Annotated in this window: 21 protein-coding genes; 10 read left to right on the top strand and 11 right to left on the bottom strand. The window is 69.5% G+C overall.

Features of this window, described 5'->3' with window-relative positions; translation table 11 throughout:
- Positions 1–410 precede the first annotated feature (410 nt).
- A complete protein-coding gene (locus AB1L88_RS06915) occupies positions 411–2,078 on the top strand; it encodes a hypothetical protein (RefSeq protein WP_367095913.1) in 1,668 nt (555 codons plus the stop codon).
- A gap of 215 nt (positions 2,079–2,293) precedes the next feature.
- Here AB1L88_RS06915 and rsgA read toward each other — a convergent pair whose 3' ends face one another.
- A complete protein-coding gene (rsgA, locus tag AB1L88_RS06910; protein WP_367095912.1) occupies positions 2,294–3,448 on the bottom strand; it encodes a ribosome small subunit-dependent GTPase A in 1,155 nt (384 codons plus the stop codon).
- Positions 3,449–3,931: 483 nt separating this feature from the next.
- Here rsgA and AB1L88_RS06905 point away from each other — a divergent pair, with 483 nt between their 5' ends.
- A complete protein-coding gene (locus AB1L88_RS06905; RefSeq protein ID WP_367095911.1) occupies positions 3,932–6,469 on the top strand; it encodes a hypothetical protein in 2,538 nt (845 codons plus the stop codon).
- Positions 6,470–6,767: 298 nt separating this feature from the next.
- Entirely contained in the window at positions 6,768–7,217 is a 450-nt protein-coding gene (locus tag AB1L88_RS06900) for an ACT domain-containing protein (protein ID WP_367095910.1), read from the top strand.
- Positions 7,218–7,332: 115 nt separating this feature from the next.
- On the opposite strand, the gene AB1L88_RS06895 is transcribed toward AB1L88_RS06900, so the two are convergent.
- Together AB1L88_RS06895 and AB1L88_RS06890 are read right to left on the bottom strand one after the other, a co-directional pair.
- Positions 7,333–8,181 carry an Ldh family oxidoreductase gene (locus tag AB1L88_RS06895; protein ID WP_367095909.1) on the bottom strand — a complete coding sequence of 283 codons (849 nt, stop codon included), beginning with the start codon at positions 8,179–8,181 and terminating at the stop codon, positions 7,333–7,335.
- 113 nt (positions 8,182–8,294) lie between these two features.
- Entirely contained in the window at positions 8,295–8,819 is a 525-nt protein-coding gene (locus AB1L88_RS06890; protein WP_367095908.1) for a hypothetical protein, read from the bottom strand.
- Between the two features lie 303 nt (positions 8,820–9,122).
- On the opposite strand from AB1L88_RS06890, the gene AB1L88_RS06885 reads away from it, so the two are divergent.
- Positions 9,123–10,508, top strand: a complete 1,386-nt coding sequence (locus tag AB1L88_RS06885; RefSeq protein ID WP_367095907.1) for an MBL fold metallo-hydrolase — start codon at positions 9,123–9,125, stop codon at positions 10,506–10,508.
- A gap of 73 nt (positions 10,509–10,581) precedes the next feature.
- Here AB1L88_RS06885 and AB1L88_RS06880 read toward each other — a convergent pair whose 3' ends face one another.
- Positions 10,582–11,574, bottom strand: coding sequence for a sugar phosphate isomerase/epimerase (locus AB1L88_RS06880; protein ID WP_367095906.1), 993 nt, complete (start codon positions 11,572–11,574; stop codon positions 10,582–10,584).
- A gap of 840 nt (positions 11,575–12,414) precedes the next feature.
- Here AB1L88_RS06880 and AB1L88_RS06875 point away from each other — a divergent pair.
- A complete protein-coding gene (locus AB1L88_RS06875; protein ID WP_367095905.1) occupies positions 12,415–13,704 on the top strand; it encodes a Gfo/Idh/MocA family oxidoreductase in 1,290 nt (429 codons plus the stop codon).
- Between the two features lie 374 nt (positions 13,705–14,078).
- On the opposite strand, the gene AB1L88_RS06870 is transcribed toward AB1L88_RS06875, so the two are convergent.
- On the bottom strand, positions 14,079–14,402 hold the full coding sequence (locus tag AB1L88_RS06870; protein WP_367095904.1) for an RNA-binding protein: 324 nt from the start codon (positions 14,400–14,402) through the stop codon (positions 14,079–14,081).
- Between the two features lie 515 nt (positions 14,403–14,917).
- Here AB1L88_RS06870 and AB1L88_RS06865 point away from each other — a divergent pair.
- Entirely contained in the window at positions 14,918–15,445 is a 528-nt protein-coding gene (locus tag AB1L88_RS06865) for a hypothetical protein (protein WP_367095903.1), read from the top strand.
- A gap of 266 nt (positions 15,446–15,711) precedes the next feature.
- On the opposite strand, the gene AB1L88_RS06860 is transcribed toward AB1L88_RS06865, so the two are convergent.
- Complete coding sequence (locus AB1L88_RS06860; RefSeq protein ID WP_367095902.1) at positions 15,712–16,125, bottom strand: RNA-binding protein; 414 nt, start codon at positions 16,123–16,125, stop codon at positions 15,712–15,714.
- A gap of 407 nt (positions 16,126–16,532) precedes the next feature.
- On the opposite strand from AB1L88_RS06860, the gene AB1L88_RS06855 reads away from it, so the two are divergent.
- The 3 genes from AB1L88_RS06855 to AB1L88_RS06845 all read left to right on the top strand — a co-directional run bounded on the left by AB1L88_RS06855 (position 16,533) and on the right by AB1L88_RS06845 (position 18,857).
- Positions 16,533–17,678 carry an FAD-dependent oxidoreductase gene (locus AB1L88_RS06855; protein WP_367095901.1) on the top strand — a complete coding sequence of 382 codons (1,146 nt, stop codon included), beginning with the start codon at positions 16,533–16,535 and terminating at the stop codon, positions 17,676–17,678.
- Between the two features lie 189 nt (positions 17,679–17,867).
- Positions 17,868–18,242, top strand: a complete 375-nt coding sequence (locus tag AB1L88_RS06850; protein ID WP_367095900.1) for an STAS domain-containing protein — start codon at positions 17,868–17,870, stop codon at positions 18,240–18,242.
- A 165-nt stretch (positions 18,243–18,407) separates the two neighbouring features.
- Positions 18,408–18,857, top strand: coding sequence for a hypothetical protein (locus AB1L88_RS06845; RefSeq protein ID WP_367095899.1), 450 nt, complete (start codon positions 18,408–18,410; stop codon positions 18,855–18,857).
- Positions 18,858–19,002: 145 nt separating this feature from the next.
- On the opposite strand, the gene AB1L88_RS06840 is transcribed toward AB1L88_RS06845, so the two are convergent.
- The 5 genes from AB1L88_RS06840 to AB1L88_RS06820 all read right to left on the bottom strand — a co-directional run bounded on the left by AB1L88_RS06840 (position 19,003) and on the right by AB1L88_RS06820 (position 25,066).
- Entirely contained in the window at positions 19,003–19,845 is an 843-nt protein-coding gene (locus AB1L88_RS06840; protein WP_367095898.1) for a DUF1080 domain-containing protein, read from the bottom strand.
- 178 nt (positions 19,846–20,023) lie between these two features.
- On the bottom strand, positions 20,024–20,605 hold the full coding sequence (locus AB1L88_RS06835) for an HD domain-containing protein (RefSeq protein ID WP_367095897.1): 582 nt from the start codon (positions 20,603–20,605) through the stop codon (positions 20,024–20,026).
- Between the two features lie 31 nt (positions 20,606–20,636).
- Positions 20,637–21,953, bottom strand: a complete 1,317-nt coding sequence (locus AB1L88_RS06830) for an amidohydrolase (RefSeq protein WP_367095896.1) — start codon at positions 21,951–21,953, stop codon at positions 20,637–20,639.
- A gap of 142 nt (positions 21,954–22,095) precedes the next feature.
- Positions 22,096–22,416, bottom strand: coding sequence for a tetratricopeptide repeat protein (locus AB1L88_RS06825; protein WP_367095895.1), 321 nt, complete (start codon positions 22,414–22,416; stop codon positions 22,096–22,098).
- Between the two features lie 277 nt (positions 22,417–22,693).
- Positions 22,694–25,066 carry an alpha/beta hydrolase gene (locus tag AB1L88_RS06820; RefSeq protein ID WP_367095894.1) on the bottom strand — a complete coding sequence of 791 codons (2,373 nt, stop codon included), beginning with the start codon at positions 25,064–25,066 and terminating at the stop codon, positions 22,694–22,696.
- A 523-nt stretch (positions 25,067–25,589) separates the two neighbouring features.
- Here AB1L88_RS06820 and AB1L88_RS06815 point away from each other — a divergent pair.
- Entirely contained in the window at positions 25,590–26,165 is a 576-nt protein-coding gene (locus AB1L88_RS06815) for a hypothetical protein (RefSeq protein ID WP_367095893.1), read from the top strand.
- Positions 26,166–26,187 lie beyond the last annotated feature (22 nt).

Here is a 26,187-nt window from a genome sequence, read left to right as displayed (position 1 = left end):
GAACCAGGGAGCAATCGGAGGGAACCCGATCGGCTCGTGGGGAGGCAGCGGGGGACGCGCGGAGGAGAGGGGCGCGGGCGGGGCGGGTCGGCAGGGGACAGGCCGGGCCGAGGGTGGGATGGGGAGAACATCCCCTCCCCGATCGCCGGGGAGAGACCGAGGGAGGGGGAGCGGCCGTGATGCGTCGGGGCGTCGGAGGGGTCCGGCCCCGGGCGGGAAGGTCGTGTCGAGACGGTCGGGTCGGTCGACGGATGAAGGGCGTTCGGACGGGCGGTTGAGCGGGCGCGTCACTGATCGATCGGGTCGTATTTTCGTTCCTGATCCTGCAGATCACACTGTGACCGATGATGCGACACAACGAATCTGATCACGCGGCGGGGGCAACGACGGACCGGGAGACTCGGGACGCGTTGCGGGCGGAGCCGGCGGCCGAGGTGCTGGGCAATCGCGAGCTTGTCCGCAAGGCGACCGTGGGGTTCCTGGTGCTGGGGCTGGGCCTGCGGCTGTTCCGGTATCTCGCCGATTTCCCGCTCTGGTGCGACGAGTCGCGGCTGGCGGCGAATCTGATCGACCTGGCGCGGGGCGACGGGAGTTTCTTCGGGCCGCTCCGCTACGCGCAGACGGCGCCGGTCGGGTTCCTGATGCTCCAGGCGGCGGTGATTCGACTGCTCGGGTTCACGACCTGGACGCTCCGGCTGGTCCCGATCGCCTGCGGCCTGGCGAGCGTGCTGCTGTTCCGGATGGTGGCGGGGCGGCTGCTGTCGGGATCGGCGTTGCTGTTCGCCGTGGCGATCTTCGGCGTCTCGTGGTGGCCGCTCGGGTTCGCGTCGGAGGTGAAGCCGTATGCGAGCGACGCGCTGATCGCGCTGGGGTTGATGGGCCTGGCGCTGCGGTGGCTGGACCGGCCGGACCGGTCGGGATGGCTCTGGGCCTTGGCGGCGGCGAGCGTCCTGGCGGTGCCGGCGTCGTTCCCCTCGGTCTTCGCGATCGGCGGGGCGTGCCTGGCCCTGGCCCCGGCCGTCTGGAAGAACGGGACGCGGGGCACGACGGCGGCGTTCCTGACGCTGGCGATCGCCCCGGCGGCGCTGTTCGCGGTCTTGACGCCGATGTACCGGATCAGGCCGATGGTGCGCGAGTACCTGGACCAGTACTGGGACGGGGCGTTCCCGCCGATCACCGAGCCGCTCCGGCTGGTCGGCTGGCTGCTGGAGACGCATACGGGGATGCTGTTCGCGTATCCGGTGGGGGCGCCTTACGGCGGGAGCGTCTTGACGGCGCTCTTCGTGGGGGTGGGGGCGTGGGTGCTCTGGAAGCGGGGGCATCGGGAGCTGGTGGTGCTCTGCTTCGCCCCGCTGGCCCTGTGCCTGGTCGCCTCGGTCTTCCGTGCGTACCCGTACGGCGAGAAGCCCCGGACGATGCAGTTCTTCATGCCCGCCGCGTGCCTGCTGGCCGGGCAGGGCCTGACGACGCTGCTGGGCCTGATCGCACGGCCGGAGCGTCGGAGGCGGTTGACCCGGGCGGCGCTGGGGGGTTGCGTGGCGCTGGCCGCGGTGTTCGTGGTCTTCACGGTGGTGCATCCGTATAAGTTGCGGCGCGACCTCCAGGCCCGGGAGTTCGCGAAGTGGTTCTGGGAGAACCTGGACCACGAGGCGGAACTGGCCTGCGCCCGGGATGACCTGGGGATCGTGACCGACCCGAGGCACTGGAACGGGGCCTGGAGCGATTACTTCCTCTGCTACCGGGAGATGTACTCGAAGCGGCATCGGGAGGATCGCCCGCTCCGCTCGGAGGCGATCACCGAGGAGAACCCGCTGAAGATCGTGTTCTTCTACGAGCGTCCCGACGGGTCGCCGGTCTTCCAGACCTGGCTGGACGAGATGGAACGGTCGTTCGTGCTGCGGGATCGCGAGGAATACAAGGTTCGGGGCTGGGACCCGGGCGCCCCGGATTTCGAGACCAATTATTATGTGTATGAGTTCGTGCCGAAGGCGGATCAGGAGGCGGTCGAGATCCCGATGATGGCCTCGACGGGCGCGGATGCAGCCGTGGGGCGGCGAGAGGAGCGGTTGGATCGGTAGTCGTGGGCGGCGCCGGTGGCTCGACGACGGGGCGCTGAAGCGATGGGAGACCTCGGTGCGGCCCCCGTGGCCTCTCGCGGCCGTGCCGCCCCGGTTGGCGAGCGATCGGGGCTACCCTAAACGCGGAAACAGGGACGGGAAGCAGCACTCCAGGTGACAGCACCCGACAGGGCTGGGTCGGGGGAGGGGGAACCATCCGTCGAGGGGCGGGGGGGTTATTCGCCCTCGATGGGTTGCTGGTGGTAGAGCTTGAGATAGCTTTCGTAGCGGCATTCGTAGATCTGGTCGCGTGCGAGGGCGTCCTTGACGGCGCAGTCGGATTCGTGGATGTGGGAGCAATCGGGGAACTTGCAGTGGGGGATGTAGGCGCGGAACTCGATGAAATACTGTTCGAGTTCCCAGGGCTCGACGTCCCAGAGCTCGAACTGGCGGAGGCCGGGGGTGTCGACGACGTAGCCGCCTCGCTCCAGTCGGAGGAGTTCGGCGTAGGTGGTGGTGTGTTTCCCCTTGCGGGTCCAGTTTGAGACCTCGCCGACCTTCAGGTTGAGCCCGGGCTGGACGACGTTCAGGAGCGAGCTCTTGCCGACGCCGCTCTGGCCGGAGAGGGCGGTGGTCCCCTGCCCGAGGACGTCTCGGAGGCGATCGATCCCGAGGCCGCTGCTGGCCGAGCAGGGGATGACCTCGTAACCGAGCTGCGCGTAGAGCCCGAAGACCCACTGGTAGTCGGCCAGATTGACCAGGTCGGCCTTGTTCAGGACGATGATCGGCCGGACCTCGCCCTTCTCGGCCGAGATGAGGTAGCGGTCGATCAGGGGGAGCTTCAGCTCGGGCTCGGCGAAGGCGGAGACGATGAGGAGCTGATCGACGTTGGAGACGATGACGTGCTCCCGGTGCCGATAGCCTCGCGTGACGGTGCCGAACCGCGGCTCGACCTTCTCGATCACCCCCTGGTCCTCGCCGCTGGGCCGGAACCAGACGCGGTCGCCGACGGCGACCACGTTGCGGCCGTCGATCGCCAGGTTCTTCAGGACCCGTCGGACGCCGCACCGGTAGCGTCGGCCGTCCTGCGCCTGGACGACCGACTCCAGGCCATGCACCCGGAGCACGCGGCCCGAGAGGCATTCGGAGAGGTCGACGGCCATCGCGGCCATCGGGTCGTCGCCGGGGGCGGTCTCGGGGCCCTGGTCGTCGACCTCTTGCATGACGGTCCGGTGCCGGGAGAGGTCCCCCTTCGCGCGCACGCGCTCGGCGGAGACAGGGTCGGCGCCCCGGACCTCTCCCCCCTCGAAGCGGCGGGTCAGGTCGTTGGACCGGGTGCGGGTCTGGCGATTCTTGCGGAAGGCGACGCGGACCTTTTTCTTTTTCGACACGGTTCGGGGAGGCTCCCAGCTTCGACGGGGCATCGGCGAGACACACAAAGGTCCTGTTCAGGAAGGGTATGGGCCGGGCCGAGTCGGTGTCAATCGGTCAGGACGTCGGGCCTCGGGTCATGCGGCGATCGCCGGGCCGATTGCGTGCGTCCACCCTCCCGGGAGGCGTCTCGGGTGGTCCCGGGGGCCCGCGGACCGGGCCACGGGGCGAGGCGGTACGCCGAGCCGGGGGCGGGGGACGGGCCGGCTCGGCCGGGGCGATCGGCTTGGCGTGGGTGGTTCGGGGACGGGGAACAGAGCGGGAGGGCCGTGCGGGTCATGCGTCGTTGCGTGAACGTGGCCACTCGCCCGGTTGTTGGCGCGGCCGCGCCGGGACGGATACGATCGATCGTATCTGATCCCATCACGACGGGCCGGGGCCGCCGAGGCGGCTCGGCCCGGTGTGTCAGCCCCCGGAGTCGATCACGACGAAAGGACGGTCCCGTGCGCGTCGACCCGAGCCGAGCACCTGCCCTCGCCCTTTGGTTCGCCGCGATGCTCGCGATCGCGGGCTCGCCCAGCGAAGCCGATGCCCAGGGCCCGCCCAATCCGGCGGCGGCGTTCCAACGAGGATCCCCCCCCGCGGCCGGTGCCGGGGGGCCTGCCGGCGGCCAGGCGGCCGGCCAGGGGGCCTATGGGCCTCCCGGTTCCTCCGGGGCCTACGGCGGCCAGCCGGGATTGCCGGGGCAGCCGGGATTGCCGGGCCAGCCGGGGGCCGGGGCCGAGGGATCGGGCTCGGGCTCGTCGACCCGGGAGGCGCCGGTCGATCTGGACGCGGTTCCGGTGGACACGACGCCGCTGGCCCGGTACATCCCCGAGGACTCGTTCGGCGCCTTCCTGGAATTCAACGGCCTGAACGCGGCCCCGGAGGCCTGGCGAGGCTCGTCGGCGTATGCCCTGCTCAATGACACGAGCCTCGGCGCGATGCTTCGGGAGGTGATCGCCCAGTTCATCGAGGCGGCACCCGACGCCCCGGCGGGGGTGATGACCGGCCCGGAAGTGGTGGCGGTGCTGGAACACCTGGCGAGGCACGGCCTGGTGATCGCCTCGCCGATCGACGAGCAACGCGCGGCGGGTGAGGCGATCCTGGTGCTCCGGGGGGCGGCCCATCGCGAGGTCCGGCCGGTCTTCGGCAAGCTGATCGGCACGATCGCGGCCGAAGGGGCGCGGCCGCAGGTGGAGGGCAGGGCCGGGAATCGCCAGGTCGTCGTGATGGACACCCCCCCGTTCGGCATGGAAGGGGTGAGCGAGTGGGCCTGGTGGATCGAGGGGGACGACCTCGTCTTCGTGATCAACAACACGGAGTCGGCCGACCGGGTGATCGCGGTGCTGGACGGGACCGCCCCGACGGCCGAGAACGACCCGATCCGTCAGCAGTTGCTGGCCCCCGAGGACGGATTCCGGCCGCTGGCCATCGGCTCGATGCGGCTCGATCGCCCCGGGGCGGGCGAGGCCGAGCGGGCGATGGCGGCGGAGACCGGCCTGTCTCGGGTCGACCTGCGCTGGGGATTCGACGGCGAGGATTCGCTGACGATCCTGGGGCTGGACGCCCCGTCGCCCCGGGAGGGGATCATGGCCATGTTCGACCAGCCGGGCATCGCGATGAGCGACCTGCCGCCGATCCCCCGGGACGTGGACAATCTGACCATCCTCTCGGTCGATCCGGCCGGGCTCTATGACGCGCTGAAGGCTTTCGCCGGCCAGTCGGCCCCCCCGCTGGCCGGGCCGCTCGAATCGTTCGAGGAGTCGGTCCGCTCGCGGGGGCGTCTCGAATTCCGGGACGAGGTGCTGGCGGCCCTGGGCCCGAAGCTGGCCGTGTATACCCTGCCGAAGCCGGCGTCGGAGCCGGCGTCGGGCAATCCGCTGGCGGGGATCATGAACGCGCTCGGCGGCCTGGGGCTCCCCCAGTTCGTCGTGGCGATCGAGTTGAAGGATCCGGCCGGGTTCAGCAGCACGCTCGACGGGATGATCCTGGCGATGAATGAGCAGCTCGCCGCCCTGCTGCCGCCGCCCCCCGCCGAGGACGCGGGCGGGGCCGAGGCCCCCGGCGGGTTCCCTCCCGGAGCAGGCCAGTCGGGCCGACAGGGCGGGGGGCTTCCCGGCCAGTCCGGGGGGGATCGCCGCCAGGAAGATCCGCCCGAGCCTCCCAAGTTCTCGATGACGTTGGCGCAACCCCGGACCTATTCGCTGCGGCTCCCGGACGGGCTCTACGGCCTGACCGGGTACCAGCCGACGATCACCCTGGGCCAGAAGTACCTGATCGTCGCGTCGAACCCGGTGGCCGCCCGCCAGTGCCGAGAACTGGAGCAAGGGGACGGGTCCGACCGCTGGTCGCCCCCGGCGGATCTGGCGGGGGAACTGCCCGGCAACATGACGATGCTGGTGGTGAACGACCCGAGGCAGTCGCTCCCGGCCGCGATCGCCGGGCTGCCGGCGGCCCTGAATGCGTCGATCCTCGCGGCCTCGAACGCCGGTTCGGCCCCGAATCCGGGGGCGGCGGGGGCAGGCGGTTTCCCGGCGGGGCCCGGGGCTGGCATGCAACGCGGAGGGGCGGCCTCGGGGCCCGGCGGCCCCCCGGGTTCGAGCGGGTTCCCGGGTGATTCGGCCGAATATGGCGCCGCCGCCCCGGGATTCCCCGGTTCGGGCGGGTCGTCTCCTCCCCCCGGGGCGAGCGGCTTCCAGGGGCAGCCGGGCGGGCCGGGCTATCCGGGGTCGCCGGGCGGGCCGGGATCGCCGGGCGGCCCGGGGACGCCGGGCGGGCAGGCGGCGCCGACGACGATTCGACTGGCGCCGTCCCTGATCCCCTCGCCGGACGCCTTGAGACGCTCGCTCGGGACGGCGGTGTATTCGGTCTCGTCCGACGAGGCGGGCATCCGGATCGAGGCCCGAGAGTCGTTGCCCGGCCAGTGGAGCCTGGGCGGCCTCGGCTCGGGGGCGAGCCTCTCGCTCCCGCTGCCGTCGGCCCCGGGAGGTCGGGACTGATCGCCCCGACCTCGATCGGGAGTCGGGCGATCGGGGACCGTCCGTCGGGGGCGATCCCGACGCCCGGCTCGATTGTCGGCAAGGTTCGACCGATGGGCCTATGATTCTCGCCGGGGAGGCTCTGGCGATTCCCGAGGATCAGGTCGTCCGATCGTCCCTGGGGGCCGTCGGTGCCTTGCCGGATGGCTCTAGGGCGTGATCTCCAACAGGCGATCGGGCCCTCGTGTTCGTGCGTCGTGCCTGTGGCACACACGCCCTCCGATCCTCAACGCTCGCGATCCGCGAGAGGAGGCGGCTGATGGAAATCGTGACCGAAGTGACGGCCCGGCTCGAGAACAAGCCCGGTCGGCTGGCGAAGATCTGCGCGGCCATGGCCCATGAGAAGATCAATATCCGGGCCATGACCGTGATGGATACGGGCGACCGCAGCGTGCTGCGGATGATCGCCGAGCCGATCGACGACACGCGCCGGGTCCTCACCTCGCTCGGCGTCGAGGCCGAGTTCCACGAGGTCATGGCCGTGGAGCTGGACAACAAGCCGGGGGCTTTGGCCAAGCTGCTGCAACGCCTGGCCGACGAGCATATCAATATCGAGTACGCCTACACCTCGGCCATCGGCCAGGGCCGGGCGCTCGGCATCTTCCAGACCGACACGCCGAAGAAGACGGCCCAGGTCCTCTCGATCGCCTCGAATTCCGGCAACGGCTCGGACCGCGAGGCGGGTCGTCGGCCGCTCCATACCCGCTGAGCCTGCCGAGTTGGGGCACGCTCCGGGGGATTCGGGATCGCTCCTCGGCCCGGGGCCGCTTCGGCCGGCCCCGGGGCCGGGGGTGGTCCCGGGCGGGCGGGGTCGCCGGTCCTCCTCAAGCGATCGGGTCGGGGAAGGGGATCCCGAGCCGGGCCGAATGATCGCGGAGGGGCCCGATGGCCGAATCGGCCAGGGCGATGCCGCGACGCTGGGTCTCGGAGCGGTGCCGTTCCCAGGTCTCGGGGAAGATCCAACCGGCCGGCGCCGATCGCCCTTCCAGGGCCTCGGCGACCCGTCGGTGGAACGAGCCGAGCGACTCGAAGGCGGCGACCGCCAGGGCCACGACGACGACCTCGTGATCTCCGGAGAGCAGGAGCCAGGGGGCCACGCGGTCGACGACCATGCGCATCGGCTCGTCGCCGGCGGCGGTGGGGGGCGAGGTGTCGTCGTCGCCGGCGGCGTCGCCGAGGATCGAGTCGAAGATCAAGGGGACTCCTTCGGGGGCGGGGATGGCGGCCGATTGCGCCGATCCGGGACCCAGGACGAGGCCCAGGAACGGGCCGATCGCCAGCTCGGCGGCGATGGCCGCGGCCGGCCCGGCCGAGGGGGGGACGCCGGTGACCCGGACCACCCCCACGCCCGTGTCGCGCGCCTTCTGGCCCGCGATCTCGGCGGCCCTGGCCAGAAGCAGGGGCGGTAATCCGCCGGCGGCTTCCAGGACGGCGGTGGACGCGTGTTCCGGGCCGACCCGGCCGGGTTGCTTCGGGTCGAAGTCGCCGCGTTCGAGCCGGGCGAGCCAGTCGCCCAGGCCGACGATGCCGAAATCGTGCGCACCGACCGCATCGTACCAGAGCAGAAGCCGGCCGAGGGCCGAGGCCCGCTCCCTGGCCAGGCCGGCGCGCGAGAGCAATTCGGTCGCCAAACGCCGCAGGTCGTCCGGCCGATAGCGGGGGGATTCGCTCACGATCGTCACGCTCCGGGGCGGTTCGGTTCGGGAGGCGGACTTGATGCGAGGTCCGCCACTCCTTCCCAGTTTACCGCAGAACGCTCGAATGCCCAATCCCCCCGCGTCGCGGGTCATGCCTCCAGGATCAGGCCCTCGGCCCCCTCGCCGCGTTCCCATTCCTGCCGGACGCGCGAGAGGCCGAAGGCGCAGAGTTCGAACTCGACGCTGAGGCGCCGGAGGACCGGGGCCTGGTCTCCTTCGTAAGTGCTGGCCAGGTAATAGGATCGCTTCCCCTGCTCCTGGAAGTTGATCAGGTGGTCCGCCGCCAGGGCGGTCCTGAGCCGGGGCAAGGCCTCGGGGTAGACGCCGGTCCAGAAGAGGGTGAAATCGCCGACGTGCCGATGACACTCGCGGCGGCGGTCCTCGTCGCCGGACGATTCCGCTTCGGCAATCATGGCCACGACTTCGGTCAGCCGTCGGCCCTGCGCGTCGGCGATCGGATACAAGGCCTGCGACGGCACGAATCGCGCCAGCAGGCCGGCCACATAACCCACCAGATTCGGGTCGGCGATCCCCAGTTCCGCCTGGAAGGTGTTCTCGGTCATGCCCCGGAACATCCGGTGCAGGGGATGGCGATCGGAAACGTCTCGCGTCATGGTTCGGGCGCTCCTCACCCTGGGGGACGGAAACGGTCGTGGCGGCGGCCACGGCGGTGCGATGTGGTCTCGAAGGAACCCCGAAACGCGGACATCGCGGGCCTCGGCCCTTGCAAATCCTACGCCAACTCCTTGATTCGGACAACCCTTCATTCAAACCCCTCGTTCCCGAGGCGCTCCCTTGAAGCACCATCGAACGCGTGGCATGATAAGAGGTTATCGAATGTTCCGTGTCCTCCGTGTTGGCGGGCGAGCCCCGACCCTGGGGCCCGGTTTGGACGGACGGGGGAAGGAGGGGTCGTTTTGCGTATCTCGTTTCACGGCGCGACGAAGCAGGTCACGGGGAGTGCCCATCTCGTCGAGATCAACAACCGTCGCATCCTGCTCGACTGCGGACTCTTCGAGAGCGACCGATTCAACCCCGAGAGCCCGAACCGCCAGTTCGACTTCGATCCCGCCTCGCTCGACGCGGTCATCATCTCCCACGCGCACAACGACCACATCGGTCGGCTGCCGGTGCTCGTCCGGCACGGCTTCAAGGGGCCGATCTACGCGACCCCGCCGACGGCCGACATCCTGAACATCATGCTGCGCGACAGCGCCCGGATTCAGCGGGAGGACGCGCGGAACGCCCAGCTCCGGAATCCCGACTCCGAGCCGCTCAGCCCCCTCTTCGAGCTGGCCGACGTGGAGTGGGTGATCGAGCGGCTCGTCCGGCTCCCCTACGAGCAGCCGACCGAGCTGCTGCCGGGCATCACGATGACCTATCACGACGCCGGCCACATCCTCGGCTCGGCGATGGTCCAGTTCGACTTCAAGGAGGGGGACCGCCAGCGGCGTTTCCTGTTCACGGGGGACCTGGGTCGCCGTGACATGGGGATGCTGTTCAATCCGACCGTCGTCAAGGATATCGACGTCCTCGTCTCCGAGAGCACCTACGGCGCGAAGGAGCTGGATGTCTACGACACCCTGCTCAAGCAGCTCCACGCCATCGTCTTGCGGGCGATCCGGCTTCAGAGCAAGATCATCATCCCGGCCTTCAGCCTGGGCCGCACGCAGAAGATGATCCATAGCTTTCTTGAACTCTTTCACGAGCATCGGGTCAAGCCGGTCCCGATCTACGTGGACAGCCCGCTCGCGACCCGATTGACAGAGGTCCACCGCGAGCACCCGTCCTGCTACACCCCCGAGTCGGTCAGGCTGCTCCAGTCGGACGGGGCGCTGTTCAACGCCCCCGAGCTGCACTTCTGCCCGACCTGGGACGACTCACGGCGGCTGAACTACCTGAACGGCCCGCTGATCATCATCGCCTCCAGCGGGATGTGCGAGGCCGGCCGCATCCGGCACCACCTCCGCCACGCCGTCGAGGACCCCGACAACGCCATCGTGATCGTCAGCTATCAGGCCGAGAAGACCCTCGGGCGGAAGATCGCCGAGGGGGCCGAACGCATCCAGATCATGGACCGGTGGCACGACCTGAACTGCGCCGTTTACGTGCTCGACGGTTTCTCGGGCCACGCGGACCGCAACGACTTCGCCTGGTGGTACGAGCAGACCGGCGGCAACATCCAGTCGGCCTTCCTCGTGCACGGCGAGCCGGAGAGCATGGAGGCGCTGTCTCCCTTGCTCCAGCCGTTCGTCCAGAGCCCGGTGGTGATCCCCGAGAAGGGGCAGAGTTTCGAGGTCTGAGCGGGTTCCGTTCGACTGGGGAATCCGGGTCGGGGGACGGAGCCCCTTCCTACAAAAAAGATCCGGAGTGGGATTAGAGGGTCGGCACCAGGGCTCGGAGCGTGGTCGCCGATCGGAGGATCCAGGGGTCGGCGCGGAGGGGCCAGGGGACGGCCTCGACCGCGTCGGGGCGGGGCATGCTGCCCTCGGCGAACCGGCGCTCGCAAGCGACGGCGAGGCGGACGACGGCAGCGATCGACGACGGAGTGAGGCTCGGGAAGTAGGAGAGCCAGGACGGGTCGAAGAGGGGCAGGTCGTAGGTCCTCGGGTGCAGCTCGATCGAGAGGTTGAGCGCGGGGTTGTGCCGGTGGAGGACCGCGAGGATGGCCGGGATCGGGATGCAGCCGTCGCCCACCGGCCGGGCCTGCCAGCAGAGGCCGCGATCGGTGAAGGCCAGGGCGGCGTCCTTGGTGTGGGTCATCACGACGAGCGGGGCGAGCCGCTCGACGGTCGGCAGCGGGTCGTCGAGCCGCATCGGCAGGTTCCCGGTGTCGAGCGTGACGCCGAGCACGTCATCGCCGACGGTGTCGATGAGCCCGAGCAGCTCGTCGCAGGTCAGGTCGGCGTGGGTCTCGACCCCCAGGCGGAGGCCGAGGCCGAGCAGGTCGGGGCGCAGGGCGCGGAGCGTTTGCGCCGCCAGCTCGCACTGGCGGGTCCAGGGGGGATCGGCCCGGAAGCGATCATGGCGATTGCCGATGAAGATGCGGGCGTGCGTCAATCCGAGAGCCGCGACGGCGGCCAGGTGGGGGCGGAACCAGGAGGCGCGACTGACCGGGTCGATCGGGGCGTCGGCGGGGCTGAGCCGGCCGAACGGGTTGGGGCTGGGGAGGCCGATTTCGAGGTACAGGCCGCTGGCATCGGCCTGGCGGCGAATCGCGGCGAGGCGGTCGGGATCGAGGCCGGGATCGAGGGCGGCAGGTTCGAGGAACTGGACGCCGTCGAGCCGGAGCGAGGCGGCGAACTCGAGGGCCTCGATCGGGCTGAATCGGCGGTGGCTGACGGTGTAGCAATCGAGGCCGATGCGCATCGAGACGGTTCCTGATTCGGTCGGGGGCGGGGCCTGACGCTACCTTGACGGTTCGGCCGGGCGGGAGCAAGCCGGGCCTCTCGAGGGGGGGGCGGTCTGGCGAGAAAAATCGGGTCGCGACGCCTTTGAAGACCCGATGCACGGGAGGTCTCGCACGGCCGCAATCGGGGGGCGGATCGACGCGGTCGACGGCCGAAAATTGTTACAAAAGACTTGACGGTTTTTGAAACACGACGTACTTTGGCAACCGTCAGTCGGGGAGACCTTCGAGACGTGCCAGGACAGGTGCTTCCGATCAGGAAAGGTCCCCGACGGACGATGACGAACCGGGCGATCTGCTGCCAGTTCTCGGAGGCTCCCCGCGATTCGCAAGCGGGCCGGGTGCCCCATCTCCCACTTCGCAAGGAAAAAGGACGGGACGTGCTCGGACTGCAAGGATGCGCCGTCCGGGGGCTGTCCCGTTGAATGCGCCGAGACGGGGGAACTTCCCTCGCCTCCTCGGGTTCGAGGCGCATTCGAGAAGCCCGATCCGGGGCCGATCACCGGCAGGATGCCACGATCGGCTTCGGGTAAGGCTTTCCCAACTGGGATAGCTTGTTCGGCTTAATTGAAAGGGATCGGCGGGGCTTGACTCCCGGCCGATTTTCTTAATTAGTTCGTTGCGTGCGATGCCCCGCGGCTGAGCGGAGGGATCGGGTGATGCTGGACATCGGGTGCTCGACCGCGTAGCCTGGCATCGTGGATGTCGGGGGGCTCGCGCGAGGCCTGGCGAACCGCCCGGCGAGCGGCCGGGATCATCACGCGATCCGAAGTCTATGACATTGAGAGGGGGCATCGACCATGACTGGTTCGATCAATCGTCGGGGATTCCTGGGGGGCTCGGGGGCGGCGGTCGGGACGTTCGCGTTCACGGCGGCGACGGGCTGGGCGAGCGGCAATGCCCCGAATGATCGGGTGACGGTGGGCGTGATGGGCCTGAGCCGGGGCCGGGCGCTGGCGACCGGGTTCGCGAAGACCGCGGGCGTGAGCGTGAAGTATTGCTGCGACGTGGACCAGGACCGGGCGGACGCCGGGGCCGACGCGGTCCGGAAGGCGGCCGGCGATCAGAGCCCGGAAGCGGTGCAGGACTTCCGGCGGATTCTCGACGATCAGGACGTGGATGCGTTGGTCTGCGCGGCGCCGAATCACTGGCACGGCCCGGCCACCATCCTCGGCTGCAAGGCGGGCAAGCATGTTTATGTGGAGAAGCCGGCCTGTCATAACCCCTGGGAGGGGGAGATGATGGTCGAGGCGGCCCGCAAGTACAACAAGGCCGTGCAGATGGGCTCGCAGCGCCGGAGCAGCCCGCAGTTGATCGAGGCGGTGGAGGCGATCAAGGGCGGGGCGATCGGCCGGCTCTATCACGCCCGGTCGTTCTACAACAGCCGTCGCGGGTCGATCGGCTACTCGGACCCGTCGGAGGCGCCGAGCCAGATCGATTACGAGCTGTGGCAGGGGCCGGCCCCTCGCAAGCCGTTCAAGAGCAACGTGGTGCACTACAACTGGCACTGGTTCTGGCACTGGGGCAACGGCGAGCTGGGGAACAACGGCGTGCACGGGCTGGACCTGGTGCGCTGGGGCCTGGGCGTGGACCTGCCGGTCGCGGTGGTGAGCACCGGCGGGCGCTACGTCTTCGAGGACGAGCAGGAGACGCCGGACACGCACACGGTGTCGTTCGAGTTCCCGGATCGGATCTCGGCCGACTGGCAGGGGCTGAGCTGCAACGGCAACGCCCCGGCGCCGTTCGTGATCTTCTACGGGACCGATGGCGCCCTGGAGATGTTCGGCAACGGCTCGTACACGATCAAGGACAACGCCGGCCAGGAAGTGAAGTCGGTGCGGGGCGTGCTGGGCGAGCCGGAGCACCTGACGAACTTCGTCGAGGCGATCCGCAACGACACGCCGCTGGCGCTGAATGCGGAGATCGAGCAGGGGGTCAAGAGTACCTTGCTCTGCCACCTCGGGAACATCGCCCACCGGGTCGGCCGGTCGCTGAAGTGCGACCCGTCGGACGGGACGATCCAGGGCGACGACGAGGCGATGGCGCACTGGAAGCGCGAGTACGCCGAAGGGTGGCAGCCGACGGTCTGACTCGGGTCGCTCGACGGTGAGGTGAGCGGGCGTCGGACGACGCGATCGAGCCGGGCATGCACGGGAGGCATGGCCCGGCTCGTTTCGTTTCGTTGCCTGGCGTTCCGTCGATCGTGTTGAGAGCGGGATCACCGCGACGGAGCGGTGCGTCATCGCTCGGGATGGCACGACCGAAAGAAGGCGGGGGAGGGAACGGGAGCCTGTCAACGATCGAGGCCCCGGCCACCCGAGGATGATGAACGGGTGAACGGGGCCTGGTTGTGTCGATCGAATCGGATCACGCGCGGTCAGGAGCGTTGGCGTGAGGACGAACGTGCGTTCGGGTCACGGGGCAAGAGCCGGCGGATCGATTTGATTGGGCGGTTGGCCGGGGCTCAATAGCGGCGACCGCCGCCACCGTACCCGCCGCCGCCGCCGTATCCACCGCGGCCACCGCCGCCGGAGCGAGGCTCTCGGGGCTTGGCTTCGTTGACGGTCAGGCGGCGACCGCCGTATTCGTAATCGTGCAGGCCATCGATGGCGGCTTGCGCTTCGTTTTCGGTATCCATCTCGACGAAACCGAAGCCCTTGCTGCGGCCGGTGTCGCGATCCTGGATGACCTGGGCGCTCTGGACCGAGCCGAAGTGAGCGAAGAGGGTTTCGAGAGAGGCATCGTCAACCTGGTAGCTCAGGTTGCCGACATAGAGCTTCTTTGACAACAGACCACCCCAGAAAGGAGGGGGAATCGACCCCGCAAGACACGTCCCGGGCCGAGGGGGACGGGGCTCTCAGCGATCGGAGCCCGAGAGGCAGGAAAGACGAGAGAGGGAAGCGAGAAGCGTGCTAGGCGAGAACGGATACGCTTGCTCAATCATTCAACCAGCCGGAAGCGATGGTACCAGGGATCCCCGTGCGGGGGAAGAGACTTTCCGTCGAATTCGAAAATTTTGATCGAACCGGGGAATCCTCCGATCCGACGGGGCCGGGCCGATCGATCCAGGGGCGATCACGCGATCGAATCCATTCATGTGATTTTCGATGGGTGACGGCGCGCCGGGGTCGGCTCGGAGCGGGGGCGAGGAAGTCGGCGGGGGCGGCCGGCGGTCTTGGTGCGGAAGTTGCTGATATTCTCGGATGGGTTTACCAGCCCTTGTGTCTCGGGCCGCCGCGCCGCAGAGGATGTGCGTGGCGGGCCGGGGCGTCTTGAGACGCGAAGACGAGGAGGAGCAGCACGATGAGCACGACGACGCGAACGATGGTCAGCGCCCTGTTCAAGGATCGGGCGAGTGCGGACCGGGCGTATCAATCGGTCCTGGATCGCGGGTACCGGCACGACCAGATCACGACGGTGATGACGGACGAGGCGCGCCAGCGTCATTATCCGGAAGGCAGGGTCGGCGCGGACGAAGGGAATAAGGCGCTGGAAGGTTCGGGGGTCGGCGGCGCGATCGGCACGATCACCGGCGGCCTGATCGGCGCGATCGCGGCGATCGGGACCAACCTGATCCTCCCGGGCCTGGGCCTGGTGGTGGCCGGCCCGCTGGCGGCGGGCCTGGCCGGCGCGGGGGCCGGCGGCCTGACCGGCGGCCTGGTCGGCGCGCTGGTCGGCTGGGGCATCCCGGAAGAGCACGCGAAGGATTACGAGACCGGCCTGACCGAGGGCGGGATCGTCCTGGGGGTCGAATGCGCCTCGGAAGCCGACGCCCGGGCGATCGAGTCGGACTGGCGATCGGCCGGGGCCGCCCGGATCGACCGCTATTGAGCGGCCCGAGGTGTGATGACCGTCGTCGAGACGGCAGACGGACGCATCGCACCGGACCGCGCCGCGCAAACGAAACGCCGGAGGCTCGCAAGGGATTGCGAGGGCTCCGGCGTCGTCAATGCGCAAGGTACGAACGGGACGGACCCGGCGATCGAAGATCGAGAGAGCGAACCGGGCCGATTCGGACCAGGACGGGCAGTGGAGGGGATCGAGGCCCTCGCGGCCCGGGATGGTCGGGTACGGCCGGGATCGATCACGAGGTTGGATTAATACCGACCACCGCCGCCGCCGCCGTAACGACCGCCGCTGAAGCCACCGCCGCCGCCGCCGCCGTAGCCGCCACGACCGCCGCCGCCGCCACCACCGTAGCCGCCGCGACCGCCGCCGCCGCCGCCACCGTAGCCGCCACGACCGCCGCCGCCGCCACGGTCCTCGCGAGGACGGGCTTCGTTGACGGTCAGGCGACGACCACCGTAATCGTAGTCGTGCAAGCCGTCGATGGCGGCCTGGGCCTGCTCATCGGTGTCCATCTCGACGAAGCCGAAGCCCTTGCTGCGGCCGGTGTCGCGGTCCTGGATGACCTGGGCACTCTGGACGGTGCCATATTGCGAAAACAGCTGCTCGAGCTCGGAGCTGTCGACCTTGAAGGTCAGGTTACCGACATATAACTTCTTGCCCACCAAAGAACTCCTGGGCATTGAGCATTCTTGCAACGACCCCCTGTGGAAGGTCCCGGGTCGAGTGGGACGGGGCTTCGGTCGCCCGATCGGCAGGAAAGGCGGGAACGGGAAAGCTGAGGCGAGCTCTGAGAGAACCTGCATCGCTTGCTCGATCATCCAACCAGCCAGGATGATTATAGCCAAGCCTCCGAAAAAAAATAGTGACATTTCCGCCGGTTCGCAGATTCGATTTCGAGGGGCGGAACGGGGGGCGAGAATGGGCCTCGGGCCCCCTGGTCGGAGGGTTGAGGATGATGCGCGTTCTGTGGTCCGATTGGGGCGGGCCGGCCGGGGTGACGCGGTTTCGGCTCGCGGGGTGAGCGGGGTCCTTGATCGGGATTGGCCCGCGAAACGGGGAGGGGGCGGGGATGGCGACGCGAGTGCGGGTGGTGGTGGTGGGGGCGGGGGCGTTCGGCGGCTGGACGGCGTTGAGCCTGCAACGACGAGGGTGCGAAGTGGTGCTGATCGACGCCTGGGGGCCGGGGCATGTGCGGTCGAGTTCGGGGGGATCGTCGCGCGTCTTCCGGCAGTCGTACGCGAATCCGGAGATGGTCCGGCTGGCCGGGCGAGCCCGGCGGCTCTGGATCGAGGAGCAGGAGCGATCGGGCCGTCGGCTGTTCGACCCGATCGGCCTGGTCTGGCTCGCGCCGAGGCGTTCGGAGCTGGAGCGGGCGGTACTCTCGAATCTGGAGGGGGCATCGGTGCCGCACGAGTGGATCGACGCCGACCGCCTGGCGGGCATGTATCCCCAGATCCGAACGGACGACCTGGAGGGGGCGATCGTGGAGCCGGGGGCCGGGGTCCTTCGCGCGAGGGAGGCGTGCCTGGCGGTGAGAGACGCCCTGGTGGAGGCGGGCGGGGCGTTTCGGGCGTCGTGGGTCGAGCCGGGGACGACCCGATCGGGGCGGATGGAGGACGTCCGGCTGGCGGATGGTTCGAGCGTCTCGGCCGATGCGTTCGTGTTCGCGGTGGGGCCGTGGCAGGCGGCGTTGTTGAGGCGGTTTGCGGGCTGGTCGCTGCCGGTGACTCGCCAGGAGACGTTCGTGTTCGGGACGCCTCCGGGAGATGACAGTTTCGGGCCCGGGAGGCTGCCGGTCTGGGCCTACCAGGGGGAGGAGTTTTGGTACGGAGTGCCGGGAGACGGCGACGTGGGGGGCTTCAAGGTCGCGGTCGACCGGCGCGGGCCGGGGTTCGACCCGACGACCGGAGATCGAACCCCCTCGGCGATCGGGATGGGCGAGGCGAGGGCGTTTCTCGAGGACCGGTTCCCCGGGATGGCGGATGCACCCTTGATCGACGCCTCGGTCTGCCAGTATACCCATGCGGTCGACGGCCGGTTCCTGGCGGATCGGCTGCAGGGGTTGAGCAACGCCTGGGTGGCGACGGGGGGCTCGGGGCACGGCTTCAAGCATGGCCCAGCCGTGGGAGAGACGGTCGGCTCGCTGGTGCTCGGCGAGCAATCGCCCGGCGATGATCCGGCGTTCTCGGTCTGTTCCGAATGGCATGTGACGTGATTCGACGCGTGCAACCTGCTCGATTCGACGGCGAACATGCGGTAGGGTGGGCTTCGGGCGGTGCTCGGGGTTATCTGGGGCGCCCTGGAAGGAGCGCGTCGATCCGAATTCGAATCCGAATCCGATCAGCATGAACACCGGCGAATCCGAGGGAAAGGGTGTTCGGAAGCCTGGCGAGGGTGGATCACGATGAGCATTGCCCCGACGGGGAGCGTCGAGGACTCGTATCGCATCCGCGAGGACGGGGGGATCGTCCGGATCGAGATTTTGACGCCCAGGCTGCCGGAGGAGCTGGGCGAGGTCCTGCTGGGCGAAGCGGTCCTCCGGCACTGGGCGAGCATGGTGATCGACTGCTCGCGGGTGGAATTCCTGTCGAGCCTGGGGCTCGGGGCCTTGATCAGGCTCGATCGGCAGCTCCGGCCGACGGGAGGACGCCTGAGGCTCAGCGGCTTGAATGCGCACCTGAGGGAGTTCTTCTCCATCACTCGACTGGATCGCGTCTTGCTGATCTCCGATGACGAGGCGGATTCGAGCGGGCGGCCTCGATCGGCCAGGGACGGGTGACGTGCGGCGAGGGGCGTGGGTCGCCTGGGGATTGCCGCCCGCGGCGGTCGGTTTGATCGAGATGTGGGGCCGATCGGGGCGTAATGTTTTGGAATCCTGTCGAAATCGAAGTATGATGGGGGACACACCCTTTTCCCCCCGACTCGAAAACGGAGGGCCCCTCTCATGACTTCGCTGACGCTGAGCCTTGTGATCCTGGCGTGGACGGGCGCACCGGCCCAGGACGCCATGGCAACCGCGACGCGGTTGCTCGACGCCGGAGCGACGACCTTCGACGCCAAGGATGCCGCCGCGATGGCGGCGACCTACACGGACGACGCGGAAATCACGCTGTACCAGCAGTCGGACAGCAGCCTGCAGACGCAGAATTACCGCGGCAGCGAGCGGATCCGCAAGCTCTACGCCGATCTGTTCAAGAACGCGGCGCAGACCAGGTCGCGCAACGTGGTCGAATACGCCCGCTTCGTCGGGCCGGACATGCTCCTGATCGGTGGGACCTTCGAGCCCGACCTCGGCGGGGAAATGATCCTGCAGTTCGTGCAAGTCCGCATCCGGCAGGAAGGCGGTGTCTGGCGCATCCGGAACCTGCAACTGTTCCCGATCCCGAACTCGTGAGACGATTCCGGCGAGCGTGACCCGCGAGGATCGCATTGCATCGCCCGAGGATCGCAACGTGGGACATGCAAACGGGGACGGCCGCCCTCGTGATCGCGGCGGCCGTCCCCGATTGCTGATGGACCCGGACGAGGGGGGAGCGGCATCAGCCCTCGTCGTACCCCGAGAGCTCTCGGATCCAGACGTTGCGGAAGCGGACCGGGTCGCCGTGGTCCTGGAGCATGAGCGGACCCTTCGGGCCGTGGGGCTGATAGCTGGCGACGGCCCGGAAGGCGACGGCGCCGAGCAGCGGCGTGTGGTGGTGGAGCAGGACGCCGTTGTGGAAGACGGTGGCGTAGGCGGGCTCGGCCACCGAGCCGTCCTCGTTGAACTTCGGCGCCTTGAAGATGATGTCCATGGTCTGCCACCGGCCGGGGGGGCGAGAGGCGTTGACCAGGGGCGGATACTGGCCGTAGATCGCGCCGGTCTGGCCATCGGGATAGGTCTGGTTCTCGAAGCAGTCGAGGACCTGGATCTCGTAGCGGCCGAAGAACATGATGCCGCTGTTGCCGCGTCCCTGTCCGCTGCCGTTGGCCGGCTCGGGGCTGGCGAATTCGAGGTGGAGCTGGCAATCGCCGAACTCCTGCTTCGTCTGGATGGAGCCGGTGCGCGGGGCGACCCGGAAGGTGCCGTCCTCGACGACCCAGGGGGCCTCCTCGCCGTCGGGCAACTGCCAGGCGGAGAGGTCGGATCCGTCGAACAGGACGACCGCGTCTGACGGGGGAGAGCCGGGTTCGTCCTGCGTGCTGCAAGTGCCGGGGTCGATCACGGCGGGTTGCGGTCGGGTGCCGTCGTGGACCCGATAGGTGCCGCCGGGCAGGAACGGGGTGTCGTCGTATCCGAGGTTCCTGGCGTCCTGCTGCGACGACATCGCGGCCTCCAGGGCGAACGCGCCGCCGGCGACCAGGCCGAGGGCGGCAAGGGTACGGAGAGTCAGGGGGAATCGCATCGCGGTCGGCTCCGGTTGAGCGTCGGGGGAGAGATTCGCGGGCAGCGAGCGACGGGATCGGCCGGGCGATCGTCGTCTTCGGCAAGACAGGCCGAGGAAGGCGATTCTAATGGGCCGAATTGGGCGGGGCTACCGGGTGGCAGGGGGCGGCTTCGGAAACCGGTCGCGAGCGATGCCGTCAGGGATCCGCGGGTCGGGGCTGGGGTCCGAGGCCGAAATCGCCCGCGTGCGGGGCGAGCGCGTCGATGATGAAGCGGATATGATCGTCGAGCGAAACCCCGAGAGCATCGACCCCGAGGCGGACCTCCTCGCGATCGACCTTGGCGGCGAAGGAGCGGTCCTTGAGCTTCTTCTTGACGCTCGAAGGGGCCAGCGTGGTGATGCCCTCGGGCCGGACGAGGCTACAGGCGACGATGAAGCCGGTCAGCTCGTCGGAGGCGAGCAAGGCGCGATCGAGGGGAGTCTCGGCGGCGACCCCCCAGCGGGTGTAGTGGGCCGAGATGGCGTGGGCGATCTCCGGCTCGTCGCGCTCGACCAGCCAGGAGACGACGCGGCGAGGATGATCGTCGGGCCAGCGGTCGTAGTCGGCGTCGTGGAGGAGGCCGGTGATCGCCCAGCGCTGCTCGTCGGCGGCGCCGCGACCGAAGCGGTGGGCGGCCCGGACCATGACGGCCTCGACCGTCTTCGCGTGCAGGAGCAGCGAGGCGGATGAGGTCCAGTCGTGCAGCAGGTCCCAGGCCTGGTCGTACGAGACGCTCATGGGAGGGATGATTCCCGAGATCGAGTGGACATCAACGATCCTGCGCCCCTCCGGCCGGGAGGAGCTCGACGACGGCGGCGGTCATGGCCCGGATGCCGGTGGAGAGGGCGGGGGGGGCGTCGGGGGCGTAGAGGGGGGAGTGGAGCGAGGGGAGGGGTTCGCCGCCATTCTGGGAGTCGGCGACGCGATCGGGGGGGACGGTACCGAGCCAGAACATGAAGGCGGGAATCTCGCCGTCGAGGCTGAAGAGGCCGAAGTCCTCGGCGCCCATGACGGGGTCGGTGGGGACGAGGCGGTCGGCCCCGAGGGTCGATTCGAGCACGGGGACGATGCGGGCGACGAGGTCGGGGTCGTTGACGGTGGGGGGGGTGTTGTCGCCGATCGTGATCTCGGGCTCGGGGGCGTCGTGGGCGTGGGCGAGCCCCTGGGCGCGACGCTCGATGCCGTCGAGGAGCTGATCCATCACCTCGGACTTGTAGGCGCGGAGGGTGAGCTTCAGGTGGGCGTCGGGGGGGATGATGTTGTGCTTCGAGCCGCCCTGGATCGAGCCGACGGTGACGACGGCCGGGTCGGTCGGGGCGACCTCTCGGCTGACGATCGTCTGCAACTCCATGACGAGCGCGGCGGCCAGGACGATGGGGTCGACCGTCCGGTGCGGGTAGGCCCCGTGCCCCCCCTTCCCCTTGACGGTGATGTCGACGCTGGAGACGCTCGCCAGCGCGGGGCCGCGGCAGTAGGCGATGAAGCCGGTCGGCAGCTCGGAGGCGACGTGCAAGGCCAGGGCGAAGTCGGGGCGGGGGAAGCGGCCGTAGAGGCCGTCGTCGAGCATGGCTCGGGCCCCGCTGACGCGCTCCTCGGCCGGCTGGCCGACGAGCACGACGGTGCCGGACCAGGCGTCTCGGTGGCTCGCGAGCCACCGGGCGGTGCCGACGAACGAGGTCATGTGGATGTCGTGGCCGCAGGCGTGCATCACGCCGACGGTCTCGCCCGAGTCGTCGGTGGTGGTGACGGTGCTGGCGAAGGGGAGGCCGGTGTCCTCGACCACGGGGAGGGCGTCGAGGTCGGTCCGGACGAGGACGGTCGGGCCTTCCCCGTTGCGGATCAGTCCGACGACGCCGTGCCCGCCGACCCCGGTGGCGACCTCATCGACCCCCGCGCCCCGCAGCTCCTGGGCGATCCGGGCGGCGGTCTGCTCCTCGAAGTTGGACAGCTCGGGGTGCTGGTGGAGGTGCCGGTAGAGGTCGACCAGGACGTCCAGCTCGGTTTCGATCCAGGCGGCATCGGCCCCGGACGGGGGTGCGGCGGGGATCGGGAGTGAGGCCAGCAGGACCACGAGGGAGGCGATCATCGGTGAGGCTCCGGCATCGGGGGACGGACCGTGGTGGGGGGGAGGACGGGCCGAGGGAGGTGCCCGGGGCGTCCCGGGGAGGGCCGGGGACGTCGCGGGCTCGGCACGGTCGTTGAGCGGGTCGAGGGAGACCCGTTGAGGGTCATTCGAGGCCCATTTGCTTCATCCGGGCCTTGGCCAGGGCGTCCTCGGCCTCCGGGATGCGCCCGCAGCGCTGGTAGATGACGGACATCGCGGTGTAGCTGAAGGGGTCGTCCGGTTCGAGTTCGACGACGCGGCGGGCGTGCAGCATCGCGTCGTCGAACTGACCGAGGTCGACGCAGAGGCGGGCCAGCAGGCCATGCGAGAGCGTGTGCTCGGGTTCGGCCTCGACGGCTTCCTTGAGCCGGGCGACGGCCGCTTCCTTGTCTCCGGCGTCTCGCAGGTCGACGGCCTGGTCGTACAGTTCATTTGCCGAGGGCATGCATCGCTCCGGGTGATCCGGGACTCGAACGAATCGGGGTTGGTCAAGCCATTCGGCGCCCATTGTACCGACCGCATCGGCCGTTGCCAGCGAGGGGGCGGGGCGCGGGGGGCGGGCGGTGCCGGTCACTCGCCCGGAAGCCGGGCGGATCGACGCAAGGAGGCACGGGGCCGATCCGAGCGGATGGACCCGTGCCTCTCGGTTTTTCTGACGATGCGTGTGCGCGGTCGCGGTCGGGGCGACCCCGGGCATCCAGGGGCCTCGGCCCGGGGGGCGATCATCCGGCGCGTTTGCCGCCGAGGGGTAATTTGGCCCAGTAGAGCTGGGTGCGGTCGCCCCGAATCCGAACGTCTTCGAGCAGGGCGCGGAGGTCGGGCTTCACGCGATCGTTGAACAGGCGCTTGCCGTTGATCCGGATCTGAATGCGCTCGTCGAAGTTGAAGTATTCGGGGGCGAGCCAGATGTCGATGGCGTTGATGCCGCTGACGGACAGGGCCATCAGGTTGCTCAGGGTGCTGACCTTGCAGGAGATGGTGGCCGGGTCGAGCTTCGAGCCGAGCGGGTCGACGGCCTCAGGGGCCGGGGTGCGTCCGGGGGCGAAGTCCCGGATGACGAGGCCGTAGTAGCGGTCGTCGCTCGGCCGGGAGGCGACCACCTCGAAATCCTTGCGGTGGGTCTCCCGGGTCCGGTGCTTCATCCAGTCGAAGACGGCCGGGAGCTCCTCGGGGAGGGGTTCGAGCCCTCGCTTGATGTATTCGACATAGGTGACGTCCCATGCCTTGCTCATCATCGATTTGGCCAGGTCGAAGACGAGGCTCTCGGTCGAGGCGGTGGCCAGGTCGCCGATGACGATGAGCAGGGGGACGTAGTCGCCGTGTGCCCGGGTCCTGGCGACGTGCTTGGCGGGGAGGCCCGAGAGGGTGGCGACGCCGGCGAAGACGTCGGGGTGGGCCAGGCCGATGTCCCAGGCGGCGTTGCCGCCGAGCATCGACCCGCCGAGGAAGACGCGGTCGGGGTCGATCGAGAAGCGCTTGCGGGCGTCCCGGAGCGAGAGCATGACGGCGGCGTGCTCGTCGGCCGAGTAGCGGTAGTCGGGGGACTCGGACGGGGCCATGTATTCCGGGGCGATGACCACGAAGCCGTTGCGGGCGGCCTCGGGTCCCCACCAGTCGAGCGCCGATCGGGCGCCCCGGCCGTCGTGCAGGGCGACGACGGCCGGATAGGTGCGCAGGGGGTGGTACTCGGGCGGGAGGAGGACGGCGTATTCGGTCGGGGTCGGGTTCACGTCGTCGATGACGCGGCGGATGAGCGGGACGCCCCCGGCGGGGACGTCGCCGCCGGCCATCGGGGGGGGCAGGTGGCGGATGATCCGGGAGATCTGCCCCAGGTCGGCCGGCTCGGCGGTCGATTCCGGGTCGTCGGGCGAACCGCCCTGGAGTTCGGCGAGCAGGCGATCGCGGTCGGCGGGGTCGGTCGAGGAGAGGTACGCCAGGACCCGGGCACGGGTCTGCCAGAGATCCTTGACGGCCGCGGGATCGTCGAGGGTGTGCTCGGCCCCGACGGCCCAGGAGGAGAGGGCTCGGCTGAGCCGGACCTCGGGGGGGATGGGGGTGCCGTCGGCCTCGGCGAGTGCCCGGCCGGGGGCCACTCGGGGGGCGACGGCGTCGGGGGCGTCGGCGAGGGCCTGGAGCAGTTCGAAGGTCTCGGGGCGGAGGTCGAGGGCGATGGGCTCGGGGGCCGAGTCCAGGAGCGATCGCAGCTCGGAGGCGAAGGCTCGGTGCGCGCCCTGATCGGTCTGAAGTTGTCGGAGTTTCGTTTGGACTCCGTCGCGGAGCGTGATGGAGGCCCCTTCGGCGTTGAAGGTCGTGAGGAGGGCTTCGGCCGCTCTCGGCTGACCGATGGTGACGAGCCGATCGGCCTCGTCGAGCGCCTGCTGGGTCTGGAGGTCGCGGACGGTCAGGCGGACGTTGGCGATGGTGCCCGAGAGTTCCGGGAAGGAGGAATCGAGGCGTTCGAGCTCGGCGAGGGCCTCGTCGTACCACTTGGCCTGGATCAGGAACCGGGCGACGCGGAGGCGCTCGTTCTTGTTGGTCGGGTCGACCCGGTCGAGCAGGCCGAGGATGACGTCGCGGGGGACCTGGTCGGTGGCGACCTGGCCGAGCCAGAAGCCGTCGATGCCGCGGAACTTGACGATGTCGGGGCCGATCTCGTTGATCGCCTGCTTCATGCGATCGGCGCGGAGGGTGCGGCCGGTGTACTTCGAGAACTCGAAGAGGCGCTGGCCGAACTCGTCCCAGGGGGCGGTCCGGATGCGGAGGGCGTGCGAGGGCATCTCGCCGCCGTGGACCTCGATCGGCTGGATGAGGGAGAAGCGTTCCAGTTCCTGCCGGGCGGCCGGGGGCTCGGGGGCGACCTGCTCGATCTTCGTCTGGCGGATGACGGTCCGTTTCAGGCCGTCGTAGACGGTGACGATGGCGTTGTCGCGCTCGACGATCCCCCGGATGATCCCGCCATTCTTGAGGACGACCTGGTCGGCCCTGGCCGTCGGCCCGGACACGGCTCCCGGCGCGGCCAGGGCCGCGCAGAGGAGGAGGAGGGAACGCTCGAGAAACCGCCGGTGCCGGTGCCGTCGCCGGAATCGATCCATCATGGGGCCTCCCTGTAGGTCCAATATCATCCGTTCACGGACGCCCCGGGGACGCGAGCGAGGGGGCGCGTTTCTGGTCGTCGGCCGGGCCGGGGGCGTGCGACCGGGGGCGTTGGCAACCCTGCGGAGGCCCCGTGGCCGAGCAGGGCGCGATCCGAGGCGCGGACCGAGCAGGGCCGACGCGCTGCCGGGACTCGACTCGAATCGTCCCAATGAGTCGAGCGATCCGCCGATCGTGCGACAGGGTCGTTGAGAGGATTAGTCGGTCCGATGCGTCGGTCATCTTGGTTTCATTCTGTCGAACGGTCGACCGGGGTCAAGCGATCGGGACGACGAGCCGGGTCGGTCGTGCTGGCGATCGGGCGCGGCGGCCCGTACTCTCTTGGAAGGACGATGGGACGGCGGCGTTTATTTCGTCGGGAAACGACCTTGAGGATTGTTCGGCATGCCCTCCGAGCCGTTGAAATTCCGGTGTGATCAGTGCGGTCAGCTGCTGGGGGTGGCCCCCTCGCGGATCGGTCGGGCCGTGAATTGCCCCAAGTGCGGCACGAGCCTGCTCGTCCCGCACCGAGCCGGGACGACCGCCGCGCCGGGGGGCGGCGAACCGGCCCGGGATCGCCCCGAGGGCCCTTCACCCAGCCTGGACGAGCTTGCCGGGGCGTCGCCTCCGTCGTCCGGTTTTTTTGACGCGGTCGAGCTGAGCTCGGACGAGCTTCGCACGCTCTTCCCGGAGGAAGAAGGCGGTGATGAAGGGCAGGGGGCCTCGGCGGCCCCGCTTTCGGAGGGAATCGCGGTCGGCCCAGACGATCCGGCGCGGTCGGCAGAACGTGGAGCCGATCGGCCCGAGCGGACCGGCGACGAGGAGGCGTCGGTGCCCGGGGCGGTGCCGTCGTTCTTGCGGGCTCCGGCACCGACTGCCTCGGCGTTGCGGCCCGAATCGGCGGAATTGGGGGGGGCGAACGAGGTGATGGTGCGGCCTCGGCCGGCCCGGGATGTGGTCATCCCGCGCCTGGCGGTCCTGTCGTGGTCGCTCTTCGTCCTGGTCGCCCTGTTCCTGGCGTTCGTGGCGGGGTTGCTGGTGGGGCATTTCGTCTGGAGGTAGGCGGTGGGGGGGCGGTTGGGTC

Origin of the sequence: Tautonia sp. JC769, assembly GCF_040717455.1 — a bacterium.
Taxonomy (GTDB): domain Bacteria; phylum Planctomycetota; class Planctomycetia; order Isosphaerales; family Isosphaeraceae; genus Tautonia.
Note: the sequence above shows the minus strand (reverse complement) of the source record. Positions and strands in the feature narration are given on the sequence as shown.